The organism is Leptolyngbya sp. NK1-12, from assembly GCF_032598965.1.
Lineage (GTDB): Bacteria > Cyanobacteriota > Cyanobacteriia > Elainellales > Elainellaceae > Elainella.
Genome location: NZ_CP053586.1, coordinates 2174829 through 2187949, shown reverse-complemented (window position 1 = coordinate 2187949; position 13121 = coordinate 2174829). Strand labels below are relative to the sequence as shown.

Below are 13121 nucleotides of genomic sequence, written 5' to 3'. Positions count from 1 at the left end.
AGATTTGAGCAAGGGGGTCGCATGGCAGCTAGCGTGAGTTTTGTGCGAGCTACGTCTTATGAACAGCCAATGCTGGAAGCAGCTCTTAGACAAGTGTTGGATCCCTTGGGTGGCATAGCGGCTTTTGTGAAACCAGGCGATCGGGTGCTGTTGAAGCCCAATTTGCTGACGGGAGCCAAACCGGGCAAGGACTGTACAACTCGTCCAGAACTCGTCTACTGGGTGGCGCGGCTGGTGCAGGAAGCAGGCGGGCATCCGTTTTTGGGCGATAGTCCTGCTTTTGGGAGCGCCAGAGGTGTAGCGGTTGCCAATGGCTATCAGTTCATTTTGGACGAGCTGAAGCTGCCGATTATCGACTTCCAAGGCCGACGCTATAAAACGGTGAGTCAGGAGTTCAACCACCTGCTGCTGTCGAAAGAAGCCATGGAAGCCGATGTAGTGATCAACTTACCCAAGGTGAAATCCCATGTGCAGCTCACCCTGACATTGGGCGTGAAAAATCTGTTTGGCTGTGTTCCTGGCAAGATGAAAGCTTGGTGGCATATGGAAGCCGGAAAAGACAGCGCTCGCTTTGGCAACATGCTGGTTGAAACGGCGCGGACAATCAGCCCCGACCTGACGATTCTAGACGGCATTATTGGCCACGAGGGCAATGGACCTAGTAACGGCGAACCGCGTCTCTTGGGTGTGCTGGGTGCATCGGCTGATGTATTTGCCCTCGATCGAGCCATGCTAGAAGTTTTGGCAGTCGATCCGGCGATCATCCCCACCGTAGCGGCATCTCAGCGGCTTGGCTTGTGTCCCGACCTGGCCGAAATTCAGTTTCCGCTGCTAACACCTGCCGAACTGCGAGTAGATGACTGGAAGCTACCAGCTCAGCTCATGCCGATCGATTTTGCCCTGCCCCGCGTGCTCAAATCCACGTTCCGCCATTTATACATCCGGTTCATCAAGGAACCCATGAGCGCCTACGCAACTCGCGGTTAGTTCGGGCAGCGAGTTGTTATTAGGTCCGGAGCCTTCGCTGGAGCCCAATTGGTTTCTAAGGTTGGCACTGGCATGTGCCGGATTTCCCAGACCTTGAGCAGAATCAAATACTCGTAAAAAGCTTGCAGGACGCACCAGGTAAAGCCCGCTCGCCCATCCAAGCAGCCACCCAGCAGAATATACATGTAGAAAAAGCGTACCAAGGGCCGAAACGGGATACGTAACGAAAGATCCTTTAGTGCTCGGCGGCGTTCCACTTCAGTCGTGCCAAACAGTAGAGCCTGCCAGTTGACCGAACCTGTTTCGAGCTGGCGCAGCGTTTCGATCGCTTCATCGGTCGAGTAGCGGTTGTGCTTTTCAATCCAGCGGCTGAAGCCCTTGCCACAGGTATAGTGCGGATAGGTAGCACGCAGGATTCCGGTAGGTCCGTCACAAACTTCGCGTTCGGTGTGGCCGTAATCGGTGAACCGAACCTTGCCATGCCGCAACAGGCGCAACTGATAGCGCGGGTACTGCGTGCAGTGACGAATCCAGTGGCCCATGAACATGACTCGTTCCGCCACGTAGTAGCCAACCGACTCCCGAGTCTGAATCGCCTGCAAGCACTCCTGAAATAGTTCAGGCGTCATTCGCTCGTCGGCTTCCAGAATGTAAACCCACTCGTGCTTGGGCGGCACCGATTCCAGCATCCAAGTCCGCTGCTTGCCGTGGCTTTCAAAGGCATGCTCCACGACCCGCACCGGATAGCGTTTAGCAATTTCAACCGTGCGGTCACTGCTGCAAGAATCAACCACAATCACATCATCGGAAAGTAGAGCCGATTCGATGCAGGCGGCAACATCTAACTCTTCGTTGTAAGTAAGAATATAAATCGAAAACATGACTTCTAATTGGCAGTAAGAAGACGAACGGCCCCCTGAATCCCCCAATCTTGGAGGACTTTGAGAAACTGAAGTACATTAGTCTCTCTAGGTTTCTAACCTACAATTTGACAACCGGCGACTCTATCTTCACCTGAAAAGAATTGGTACGGCTCCACCGAGAAATCGGAAGTCAAGATAGGATTTAGGAGGCCAAGAAGATTTAGCACAAAGCATCAACTCCGGCGCAGATTTCGCAACCCAGTCCAGCCCACAGTAATAAAACCCACGGCCAACAGCAGGCTACTCAGCCCAATCCGCAGTCCCGATTTCAGGTCTTCCGTTTTGCGAGACTCTTGCGCTTTCTGCTTCCGGATGCCAATTTCAGTTTGCACCTGGTTGCGCAACTCGCCTTCCTGTTTCTTGAGGAACGGCTCTACCGAACTCGGATTTGCCTTGAAGCCTTTGATCAAAGTGGCTTGTTCCTGGGTGAGCTGACCCGCCTGCACCAATTGAGAAATTTCGCTGTCACTAGCCGTTAGGAGTTGGCTAATTTGTTGGCGACGTGACTCAATTTCTGTATTGACTTGGTTATTAAGTTCTGTTTCCGCCTCGGTAGCCTGCTGATTCACCTGCTCAATGGCACTTTGATTAGCCAGCCGCACATTGTTTAAGTGCAAGGGGAACATCAGCACATAAAGCAATCCCAGCAGACTCGCCAAGACATAGGCCCAAAAGCGAGGATCTTGCCAAAGGGATTTCTTTTCTTTTTCTAAGCTACCTTCAACCGCGAAGCCAATCAGGAACAGCACAATCCCAACCAGCGGCACAATCCCCCGCTCGACCCATGCCGTGACAAAGCTAATCTGCCACGACCGATCCAGAAATTGATAGGGTAACGGCAGGATGAACATGTCCAACAGGGCAGCCAATGTAATCACCACGCCAGCAGTCTTGAGGATCAGAGCGACTAGCGACGGCACGGAACGGCTGCTTGATACTTTCTTGGAGGTCATGGCAAGAATAAATCCGAACTTGACTTCTGAACTTGATTAAACTGGCGTAATAAATTGCCTATTCTAATTAATTCGCTTGAGCCGAGCCTGATTCAAGCTCGTACAGCCTGAATCAGGGACAGGCTAAACAGGTCTCAGGCTTTATTAAACACGATGCTGGTCCCTTGATCATGCGGGCCGATGGGTATAAAACTAGCAGGCATGAAATCGCTGCGAGCAAATCGGTTGATGCAAGTCGATCCAAAAAAATTGGTCAAATTGATTCAAACCTGAGTCCAACAGTCAACAGCTTCAAACCAGATTCAAGCTATAGAGTGCCCCTTGGTCAGCGAAATGCAACAGCGTCCTAGAGAGCACTTGGCGGCAACCATAGCAATTTGGGCTACGGGACGGTTCAAAAACACAAAACCAGCTTGTAATTTTACTCAACTTTACGCAACGAACGTTTGGCAATCTCGCAATCTTAAGTGATCCTGATCGATTTTGAGACGACCTAGCGAAGTTGAGTAGAGTGATACGGATAGCATGAGGTAGAGCATGACTAAGCGAGTTGAGGTACTAGCAGACAAACCGGCGTTGATTCAGCGCTGTCTAGAGCTGATTCTAGAGAAGCTGCATGCCGCTATTGCTGAGCGCGGTCGATTCACGCTTGCCCTATCGGGCGGCAGCACCCCCAAACCCCTGTATGAAGCGATGGCTCAGCAAGATCTACCCTGGGACCAAATCCATGTGTTTTGGGGCGATGAGCGCTATGTGCCCCCCGACCATCCCGACAGTAACGAAGGCATGGCTCGCGCCGCTTGGTTGAATCAGGTGCCGATTCCAGCAATCAATATTCACCCAATGCCAACTGACGCTGCGGATCCAGCCGTGGCCGCCCAAACCCATGAGCAGGAGTTACGACAGTTTTTTCAGGTCCAGCCTGGTTCGTTTCCGGGGCTCGATGTGATTCTGCTAGGTATGGGTGATGACGGTCATACCGCCTCTCTATTTCCCCACACTGAAGCCCTGTTGGCCCGCCACTCGTTGGTCACCGTCGGGAACAAAGATGGACAACCCCGACTCACCTTCACGGTTCCCTTTATCAATCAAGCTCACTGTGTCATTTTCTTGGTGGCAGGAGCCAGCAAACAGCCAGCCTTGGCGGAGATTTTTGCCCCAGTTGCGGATGAAATGACCTATCCAGCTCGGCTAATTCAACCACAGGGAGAACTTTGGTGGCTGCTCGATCAAGCGGCGGGTGAAAATTTGTCTCTGGCCTAAGGTGTATGATGGAAGCGAATGTTAGGTATTTCAGGGTGTGTTCTAAATGTCGTCTTAAGGCCGCAGTGAAGCTCCAGGGGAAAGAGCATGATCGTTTGTCCGAATTGCAATCACCAGAATCCGGATGCAGCAGTTCAGTGTGAGGCTTGCTACACGCCTTTACCAGCAATGACCACCTGTCCAAATTGTGGGGCCTCCGTCCAGGCCGATGCTAGTTTTTGTGGACAGTGCGGGTTTAACTTGCAAGACGCCGCTACTGAGGTGACCCACTCCACTCCACCTTCGGTGCCAGCCTCTGCAGAGGAGCCGCTACCCGCTACCATTTCACCGGATTTTGATCTGCCCGATTTGGTGGTCCCTGAACCCCTAGTTCAACCCGATCCTCTCGTGATGGGTTCGCCCCAGCCCCAGCCGGTCGGAGTGCCTGACGGTGGAGCGTTGCCTGAAGAGGCATTGGTCAGCCCAACGGTTTCTTCTAGTCCTCCGAGCGTTCAACCAACCAGCGTTCAACCAAGCGTTCAACCCGCAATGGCTCCTGCTTCTACTGGATCCCAAACCCAACTGCAAACCCAAGTGGCTCGATTGCTGCATGTGCAGACGAACACGTCCGTGGAACTGCCTACCAACCTAGCGGTGATTCACATCGGCAAACCGAATGACCGAATTCCGCCAGACGTTGATGTATCAGGTTTTCCCCATTCCGAGATTGTTTCGCGGATTCATGCCGATATCCGAGTTGAGGGTGACATCTACTACATCGAAGACGTGGGCAGCTCAAACGGCACCTACATCAACAACGCCCCGCTACCCATCGGCAATCGTCACCGTCTGCGTCCGGGGGATCGGATTGCCCTCGGCAAAGGCGACAAAGTCACTTTTTTATTCCAAATTTCCTGACTGGCTGCACTGGTTATCCACAGGACAACATAGGATATAAAAGAGTTTACCGCTTTAACCTGTTTTGATCAGTCACGCTTTTGATCAGTCACGCTCAGTTGCTGCTCTCTTTAACTCTGGCTTGCCTGTGTGATTATTCTTTCCCTTCTGCATCCGATTAAGCAAATTCCCGTTCAAGTCTGGACGTTTGCCGACGAGACTGTGATCCGGATTGGCCGCTCGACCGACAATCAGGTAATTCTTTACAGCGCCGTTGTCTCTCGCCACCATGTCGAGCTGCGGCGGATTGGTCTAGAGTGGGAAGTGGTCAATCTAGGCACTAATGGCACCTACCTCAACGGTAAACGAATTACCCAAACCACCATCACCGATGGAGCGATTCTGCGGCTAGCCCGGTCTGGACCCAACCTGCAAGTACGGATGGGAGAAGCAGCGCTAAAAGAATTGACAGAAACGATTCCAGCCGCTCGCTTCACTAACCATCGGCCAGACCTGCCCCTGATACCCACCGAGATTACCAGCCATCCTCCCCAGATCGAAGAACCTGCTGAGCCAGAAGCCAGCCAGCAATAGGCAAGCTTTTCTCCTACCCCCCCGATCTAAAGTCCTCCTAGAGTTCTCGATGCCAAGCCAATGCCCTGGGGCGCTACCCAATTAGCCATGCAAATTTACTTAGACTACAGTGCAACCACACCCGCCCGCCCCGAAGTCATTGCCCTAATGCAAACCGTGATGACCGAGGAGTGGGGCAATCCTTCCAGCCTGCACCAATGGGGAGCACGAGCCGCGACTAGGCTGGAACAAGCCAGGGTGCAAGTCGCAGCCCTTCTGAACGCAGAACCCGACGCAATCGTTTTTACATCTGGCGGCACCGAATCCGACAATCTGGCCATTCTCGGCGTCACTCGTCGCTATGCCACGCCGCAGCATTTGATTATTTCCAGCATCGAGCATTCTGCCGTAGCCGAACCGGCACGAATTTTGGAACAACAAGGCTGGCAGGTGACACGCTTACCTGTCGATGCCCAAGGTCGAATTGACCCGCTAGACCTGAAGGCGGCCTTGAGGCCCAATACCGTCTTGGTCTCGATCATCTATGGGCACAGCGAAGTCGGAACCCTCCAACCAATCGAGACGTTGGGCCAAATCGTGCAGGCCCATGGGGCTGTATTTCATACCGATGCAGTTCAGGTGGCCGGACGGCTTGCTGTTGATGTACAGCGCCTACCCATAGACCTGCTGTCGATTTCTAGCCACAAGTTTTACGGACCGCAGGGAGCAGGGGCACTGTATGTGCGACCAGGGATTGAACTAGTGCCGCTACTGGCCGGAGGCGGACAAGAATTTCAGATTCGCTCTGGTACCCAGGCCGTTCCCAATTTGGCAGGATTTGGTCTGGCTGCAGAACTAGCCGCCGCAGAACTGACTGTCGAAACCGAGCGCTTAACGAAATTGCGTGACCGACTGTTTGAGCAATTGGCAAATGTTGATGTTCTGGTTCCTACCGGCGATCGGCGGCAGCGGCTGCCCCATCACGTCAGCTTTTATCTCCGCTGTGCGGATGGAGACCAGCTGACTGGCAAAACCTTTGTGCGGCAAATGAACCTAGCCGGGATTGCCATCAGTTCCGGCTCAGCGTGCAGTAGCGGCAAACTGGTCCCCAGCCCAACGCTGTTAGCAATGGGCTACAGTGAACGGGCCGCTAAATCAGGGATTCGCTTGACGCTAGGGCGTGATACCACCGAGGCTGACATTGACTGGACTGCCCTTGTGCTGAAGCAAATTATTGAACGATTAGTGCCGCAGTCCTCACTCTGTTTGGGCTAGGCTGTCATTTGTCTCCTAAACCTAGGCATAATTGCAGATTTACGGAGATTTCTGGGTAACATAAGTCTAAGTGGTTATTCCCTGCTCTTCAATCCTGCTAGCAGATGATGAGGTTTGCTTTCCTTAGGAATCTGCATCTTTAAGTTTTTCGGAACCGTTTGACGACGGACAAGTATTAGTTTTTGTATCCCAAGCACTTTTCATGCAAACTGCTGCTTTTAGTGAATTATTTCCTTTGTTCAATGCGGCCAGCCCAGAAACAGTTGAGTGGTTGCTCTCGATTGCGGTTGAACACGAGTACCCGGCAGACCGCGCTGTTTTGATGGAGGATGCTTGGGGCAATGCCGTTTACTTTGTGGAATCGGGCTGGGTGAAGGTGCGGCGGCATGTGGGAGACGGAGTGATTACGCTGGCCATTCTGGGTCGGGGTGATTTCTTTGGTGAAATGGCGATTCTGGATGAGTCGCCGCGTTCTACCGATGTGGTTGCCCTTTCCTCAGTCCGGCTCTTGAGCATTGCAGCCCAACGCTTTATCCAAACCCTCTTCAAAGATTCGCAATTGCATCATCGGATGCTGCAACTGATGGTGAGACGGTTACGCCAAACCAACTACCGCTCTCAGTTGCGCCACCAGCCACCAGCGATTAAGCTTGCCAATACCCTGGTGGGCTTAGGCGAAAGCTACGGCACGCCTACTCCCTACGGAACCGAGATTTTTCACATCCCTAGCCAAGATCTAGCTAATGTCAGTGAGATTACGGTCGATGAAACCAACAAAATTTTGGAAAAGCTAGACAGTAAAGGCTGGATTCGGATGGCACCAGGACGACAGGCGATCTATCTGGTTCATATGAAGCAGCTCGCTCATTTAGCCGGCAGAATCTAGCCTGAATTCACTGGTTGTCGGTTTTTGCAATTAGTTGATAGGGTTGAGAGACTGAGCCTCACCTGATCCTGATCGCCGAGATGTTCGCATGACCGAAATTACCCAAATTCGTCCTAGTGCTGCTACCCAAACGCGCCTCACCCTCCACTACTGGGTGGCAATGCCGCAACCTGAATCCCATTTGTTTGAAGTCACGCTTCAGGTCAAGGGCTGGCAGTCCCCAACCCTCGACTTAAAGATGCCGGTTTGGACGCCGGGTTCCTACCTCGTGCGAGAATATGCTCGCCATGTGCAAAACTTTAGCGCCGCCGCTGAGCAACCCTTAACTTGGCGCAAGCTGAGCAAAAATCACTGGCAAATCGATACAGCAGGCATTTCAGAGATTACGGTGCGGTATCGCGTATTTGCCAACGAACTGACAGTACGCACGAACCACTTAGACGCTAGCCACGGCTATTTCAACGGTGCTGCCCTGTTCTTTTACCTGCCAAATTTCCGGCAGCAACCAATCCGCGTCACGATTCAACCACCCCATTCTGACTGGCAGGTAACGACAGCCCTATCTCCCGTGGCCGATCAGGTCCATACCTTCGAGGCGGCAGATTTTGACACCCTGGTCGATTCACCGTTTGAAATTGGTCAACATCAGCTCTACGAATTTGAAGTCTTGGGCAAGCCGCATCAACTGGCGATTTGGGGACAGGGTAACGCCAACCCAGAGCAGATTATCCGCGATACCCAAAAAATCGTTCAAACTGAAGCCGAGCTGTTTGGCGGTTTGCCCTACGAGCACTATCTGTTTCTGTTACACCTGTCAGCTCAGAACTTCGGCGGCCTAGAGCACAAAAATTCTTGCTCGCTGATTTATCCGCGCTTTGGTTTCCAGCCGGATGAACAGTATCACCGCTTTATGCAGCTCGTGGCCCACGAGTTTTTCCACTTGTGGAACGTGAAGCGGATAAGGCCCAAAGCCCTGGAGGTGTTTGACTACGATGGCGAAAACTACACTCCTTCGCTTTGGTTCAGTGAAGGCACCACCAGCTACTACGACACAATGCTGCCCCTGCGAGCCGGTGTTTACGATGCCCGTACCTGCCTAAAACTGTTGAGTAAGGACATCAGCCGCTTTTTGACCATCCCCGGACGGCAAGTGCAGCCCCTGAGCGAATCCAGCTTTGACGCCTGGATTAAGCTTTACCGCCGCGATAGCAATAGTGACAACAATCAAATTTCCTATTATTTGAAAGGCGCAATGGTGTCGCTGCTGCTGGATCTGCTGATTCGGGCGAGACACGGCAATCGGCGTTCTCTTGATGATGTGCTGCGGCAGCTTTGGCAGCAGTTCGGTCAACCAGAGATCGGCTTTACGCCAGACCAGCTTCAGGCGGTGATCGAATCGGTAGCAGGGATTGAACTAAGCAACTTTTTCCACCGTTACCTGGATACCACCGAAGAATTACCGTTTGATCAGTATCTGGAACCGTTTGGGCTGCGAGTTCAGGCTGAGAATACAGACGGACTGCCACCCTTTTTGGGCTTAACTGTCAATAGTGACAATGGCCGCGATTTGATTCGGTTTGTCGAAATGGGTTCTCCAGCGCAGCAGGCCGGGATTGACCCCGATGATGAGCTGCTGGCGATTGACGGGATTCGGGTGCGGGCCAATCAGCTCAGCGATCGGTTGAAGAACTACCGATCTGGCGATACAATTCAGCTCACCCTGTTTCATCAAGATGAGCTGCGAACCTACCCGGTCACGTTAGCGGCACCGCGTCCCAAAAACTTTCAGCTTGCGGCTGTAGAAAATCCTTCTGCGACGCAGCAGCAGAACTTTCAGGGCTGGTTGGGTGCATCGTTATCCAGTGTGATTTGATGCTGAAATTCGAAAATCCGTGCATTTTATGACCCAATTCAACCCAAGCACTGGTGTTTTAGGGAATTGAGGGGTAGGATGTCAAGAGCTGTTGATTGGCATAGCTTTGGTTGGCATGTGCCTGTTCATACGCTACTGCCTAGATTACCGAACGACAGGATCTATTAGGGTGTGAGCAAAGCTGCTGGAATTTTTGGGGTGAGGTATGGCCGGAGATTACAGAACACCCGATCGTCCCAATCGCGATCGCATCCAATCCAATTCGCGCAAGGTGCCGCCGTCAGGCCGTCCTTCTTCTCCAGCCCGTCCTGCAATCACACCTGGCCCCAATTCATCCACTTCTTCTGAACAGGGACACCATCCCATCAACAATCCGCCATCCCAGTCGGTTGTGGCGTCGCAATTCAACCCATCATCGGATCAGGCTGTGGTCCCGCCCAGTCCGCCAGCCCCAAATCCAAGACGACTAGGACGATTCCGGTTGCCACGAAGCTGGCAATTCTGGGGAATCACGCTGATGGTAGCCTTTAGCGGGTTGGGCATCCTTTCGGCTACAGCCCTGCTGAGATTACCTTCCTTGCCCAACTGCCCTGCCATTTTTTGGCCCACGGCATCGGCTTCTTTACGCATCTACTGTGCCCAATTAGCCGCCGAGAAACGCACGGTCAAAGATTTGCTGCGCGCCATTTCGTTGGTGAATGCCCTGCCGAAGGACCATCCGCTACGGCCCGAAATTGATCGCAATATCGAGGACTGGGCAAAGGAAATTCTGGAACTCGGCGAAGAAGCCTTTCAGGATGGCGATCTAGATAAGGCGATCGAAGCGGCTAAAAAGATTCCTGAGAATACATCTGCCCATGCCCTGGTGGAAGACACAATCATTCACTGGGAATCGGTTTGGAAAAAGGCAGAAGACATCTATCGTCAGGCTGAAGAAGCCCTGAAAAATCAGGAATTGCGGCAAGCGTTCCGAATTGCTACCCAGCTTTTGGGCATCGGCAATCAGTATTGGGAGAATACCAAATACCGCGAACTGAATAATCTAATTGTCGAAACCCGCCAGGACAGCAGCAAAATTGATAAAGCCAAGAGTCTAGCTGACCAGGGCAGCCTCACCAACCTGCTAGAAGCGATTAAACTCGTCGAATCGATCCAGCCTAAAAGCTACCTCTACACCAAAGCGCAGGATTTGATCGCTCAATTTGGCCGGGACATGCTGAATCTGGCCGAAGCAGCCCTCGACCGGCGCGACTATAACGAAGCCTTGAAAATCACCCGCCAAATTCCTGACAAAGCTAACCTGCAGGAAGAAATTCGTGACTTTGATGTGATTGCCGAGGCCCAATCCCAAGCCTGGGGCGGTACGATTGCCGACCTGGAAGCCGCCATTATCAACGTACAGCGAATCAAGCGCGATCGGCCCCTTTACGGCAGAGCACAGCAGCTCGTCAGCACTTGGCAGTTGGAAATTCAGGATGTCAATGTTCTAGAGCGTGCCAAACAAATGGCCCAACCGGGCACTGTCGGAGATTTGAGTGCCGCCATTGCCGAGGCACAGCGCATCCCATTTGGCAATCCGCGTCGCGAAGAGGCCGAAAAGGAAATCAACCAGTGGCAAGCCCAGATCGAAACCTCGGAAGACCAGCCCTATCTAAATCGCGCCACCCAGTTCGCCAGTACCGGAGATCTGCAAGCCGCGATTAACGAAGCCAGTCGAATTCGCCCCGGTCGCTCGCTCTATGACCAGGCCAGCCGCCGCATCGACGAGTGGACAGCCGAGATGCAACGGTTGCAAGACCAGCCCCTGCTCGATCGGGCCAGACAGTTAGCCAGTGGCGGAGACCTGGAAGCCGCCATTGATGTGGCTCGCCAAATTGGCTATGGACGGAATCTGTACAATGAAGCCCAGACTGAAGTCAACAACTGGTCGGCTCAGCTTCAGCAACTGCAAGATCAGCCCTATCTCGATCAGGCACGACAGCTTGCCAGTCAGGGCAACATTGGAGAAGCGATTGCCGTTGCCGAACGGATTAGCTCAGGTCGAGCATTGTACGATGAAGCCCAGACCGAAATTCAGCAGTGGCGCAGTCAGTTTCAGGGGCAAGACTATCTGCGGCAAGCCTACAATGCGGCTAATATAGGCAGCCCAGCGATGCTGGTGGCCGCGATCGAGATTGCCAGTCAGGTTCCGGAGAATAATCCAGCCCGCTCCGAGGCCGACCGCATGATCCAGCAATGGAGCTTCCAAATTCTGCAAATCGCCCAATCTCAGGCAGGAGCCAATCCCCGAGAGGCAATTGCAATTGCGGAGCAAATTCCGGAAAATACGGCAGCCTATGCCGAAGCGCAACGAAATATTCAAGCTTGGCGACAGTTTCAAGGCCGCAGATAGCCCAGCTAGTAATAGGACCGATACCAATCCACAAAGCGATGAATGCCGACTTCCAGCGGTGTAGCAGGCTTAAAACCTACATCCCGAATTAAATCATCCACATCGGCATAGGTAATGGGTACATCTCCCGGCTGCATCGGCAGAAATTGCTTCTGAGCCGATTTGCCAAGGGCTGTTTCAATGGTTTGAATTAAGCGAGACAGAGCAACGGGCTGATTGTTGCCAATGTTGTAAAGCTTATAGGGAGCCGCCGTTAAATTGAGCGAAGCGTCAGGGAGTTTGGCCTGGCTTGGAGGAGGAGTTTCAGTGGGCGGACGCCGCATCACCCGCACCATGCCTTCAATCACATCATCGACGTAGGTAAAATCCCGCTGCATATCGCCGTGATTGTAAACCTCGATCGGCTGACCTGCTTCGATGGCTTTGACAAATTTGAAGTAGGCCATATCCGGTCTACCCCAGGGGCCATAGACCGTAAAGAAGCGCAGGCCAGTAGTGGGAATGCGGTAAAGGTGACTGTAGGTGTAGGCCATTAGCTCATTCGCTTTTTTAGTGGCCGCATAGAGGGAAATCGGATGATCTACGCTATCGCTAGTGGCGAAGGGCACCTTAGGATTCACCCCATACACCGAACTCGACGACGCAAACACCAGATGGTTTACCGCCTGATGCCGACAGCCTTCTAGCAAATTGACAAAGCCGCTGAGGTTGGTGTCTACATAAGCGTGGGGATTAATCAGCGAATAGCGCACACCCGCCTGAGCCGCTAGGTTCACCACACAGTCGAATTGATGAGTAGCAAACAGATTGGCAACCCCCGCCCGATCGCTTAAATCCAGATACTCGAATGTAAAGCCTGCTTGCGGCTGCAACTGCGACAAGCGAGCCTTTTTCAAGCTGACATCGTAATACTCGTTGAGGTTATCGATGCCGTAAACCTGAACCCCTTCACTCAGCAGCCGTTGTGCCAAGTGATAGCCAACAAATCCTGCCACTCCAGTAATCAATACTTGCATCATGCACCATCAACTAGGGCTTGCTACCGACTGCTCCCATGCTTGCGGCTGGGTCAAAAGCCATTTCAAAATTATTTCAGAATTTCCGATCAAAAATGGGCGGG

11 protein-coding genes are annotated in these 13121 nt (G+C 52.7%); 8 read left to right on the top strand and 3 right to left on the bottom strand.

Annotated elements, in window-relative coordinates:
* Positions 1–21: 21 nt before the first annotated feature.
* Positions 22–987 carry a DUF362 domain-containing protein gene (locus tag HJG54_RS09005; RefSeq protein ID WP_316434546.1) on the top strand — a complete coding sequence of 322 codons (966 nt, stop codon included), beginning with the start codon at positions 22–24 and terminating at the stop codon, positions 985–987.
* On the opposite strand, the gene HJG54_RS09000 is transcribed toward HJG54_RS09005, so the two are convergent.
* Both HJG54_RS09000 and HJG54_RS08995 read right to left on the bottom strand, forming a co-directional pair.
* Positions 984–1868, bottom strand: coding sequence for a glycosyltransferase family 2 protein (locus HJG54_RS09000; protein WP_316434545.1), 885 nt, complete (start codon positions 1866–1868; stop codon positions 984–986). The two genes, HJG54_RS09005 and HJG54_RS09000, sit on opposite strands and share 4 nt — an antisense overlap.
* A gap of 215 nt (positions 1869–2083) precedes the next feature.
* On the bottom strand, positions 2084–2863 hold the full coding sequence (locus HJG54_RS08995; RefSeq protein WP_316434544.1) for an HpsJ family protein: 780 nt from the start codon (positions 2861–2863) through the stop codon (positions 2084–2086).
* Positions 2864–3400: 537 nt separating this feature from the next.
* On the opposite strand from HJG54_RS08995, the gene pgl reads away from it, so the two are divergent.
* From pgl to HJG54_RS08960, 7 genes are all read left to right on the top strand, one after another.
* The gene (gene pgl, locus HJG54_RS08990) at positions 3401–4126 is read left to right on the top strand and encodes a 6-phosphogluconolactonase (protein WP_316434543.1); all 726 of its coding nucleotides are present in this window, start codon (positions 3401–3403) and stop codon (positions 4124–4126) included.
* Positions 4127–4213: 87 nt separating this feature from the next.
* Positions 4214–5023, top strand: coding sequence for an FHA domain-containing protein (locus HJG54_RS08985; RefSeq protein WP_316434542.1), 810 nt, complete (start codon positions 4214–4216; stop codon positions 5021–5023).
* Positions 5024–5152: 129 nt separating this feature from the next.
* Entirely contained in the window at positions 5153–5596 is a 444-nt protein-coding gene (locus HJG54_RS08980; protein ID WP_316434540.1) for an FHA domain-containing protein, read from the top strand.
* An 87-nt stretch (positions 5597–5683) separates the two neighbouring features.
* Positions 5684–6850 (top strand): cysteine desulfurase family protein, encoded by a 1167-nt coding sequence (locus tag HJG54_RS08975; protein WP_316434539.1) that lies wholly within the window; start codon positions 5684–5686, stop codon positions 6848–6850.
* A gap of 202 nt (positions 6851–7052) precedes the next feature.
* Entirely contained in the window at positions 7053–7736 is a 684-nt protein-coding gene (locus HJG54_RS08970) for a Crp/Fnr family transcriptional regulator (RefSeq protein ID WP_316434537.1), read from the top strand.
* An 88-nt stretch (positions 7737–7824) separates the two neighbouring features.
* Positions 7825–9609 (top strand): M61 family metallopeptidase, encoded by a 1785-nt coding sequence (locus tag HJG54_RS08965; RefSeq protein ID WP_316434535.1) that lies wholly within the window; start codon positions 7825–7827, stop codon positions 9607–9609.
* Positions 9610–9814: 205 nt separating this feature from the next.
* Positions 9815–12001: a hypothetical protein gene (locus HJG54_RS08960; protein WP_316434533.1), complete on the top strand. Its 2187-nt coding sequence runs from the start codon at positions 9815–9817 to the stop codon at positions 11999–12001.
* 5 nt (positions 12002–12006) lie between these two features.
* On the opposite strand, the gene HJG54_RS08955 is transcribed toward HJG54_RS08960, so the two are convergent.
* On the bottom strand, positions 12007–13020 hold the full coding sequence (locus tag HJG54_RS08955; protein ID WP_316434532.1) for an NAD-dependent epimerase: 1014 nt from the start codon (positions 13018–13020) through the stop codon (positions 12007–12009).
* Positions 13021–13121 lie beyond the last annotated feature (101 nt).

Excerpts from the sequence above, each read along its gene's own strand:
- HJG54_RS09005 (WP_316434546.1), top strand. The coding sequence starts at position 22 with ATGGCAGCTAGCGTGAGTTTTGTGCGAGCTACGTCTTATGAACAGCCA.
- HJG54_RS09000 (WP_316434545.1), bottom strand. The coding sequence starts at position 1,868 with ATGTTTTCGATTTATATTCTTACTTACAACGAAGAGTTAGATGTTGCC.
- HJG54_RS08995 (WP_316434544.1), bottom strand. The coding sequence starts at position 2,863 with ATGACCTCCAAGAAAGTATCAAGCAGCCGTTCCGTGCCGTCGCTAGTC.
- pgl (WP_316434543.1), top strand. The coding sequence starts at position 3,401 with ATGACTAAGCGAGTTGAGGTACTAGCAGACAAACCGGCGTTGATTCAG.
- HJG54_RS08985 (WP_316434542.1), top strand. The coding sequence starts at position 4,214 with ATGATCGTTTGTCCGAATTGCAATCACCAGAATCCGGATGCAGCAGTT.
- HJG54_RS08975 (WP_316434539.1), top strand. The coding sequence starts at position 5,684 with ATGCAAATTTACTTAGACTACAGTGCAACCACACCCGCCCGCCCCGAA.
- HJG54_RS08970 (WP_316434537.1), top strand. The coding sequence starts at position 7,053 with ATGCAAACTGCTGCTTTTAGTGAATTATTTCCTTTGTTCAATGCGGCC.
- HJG54_RS08965 (WP_316434535.1), top strand. The coding sequence starts at position 7,825 with ATGACCGAAATTACCCAAATTCGTCCTAGTGCTGCTACCCAAACGCGC.
- HJG54_RS08960 (WP_316434533.1), top strand. The coding sequence starts at position 9,815 with ATGGCCGGAGATTACAGAACACCCGATCGTCCCAATCGCGATCGCATC.
- HJG54_RS08955 (WP_316434532.1), bottom strand. The coding sequence starts at position 13,020 with ATGATGCAAGTATTGATTACTGGAGTGGCAGGATTTGTTGGCTATCAC.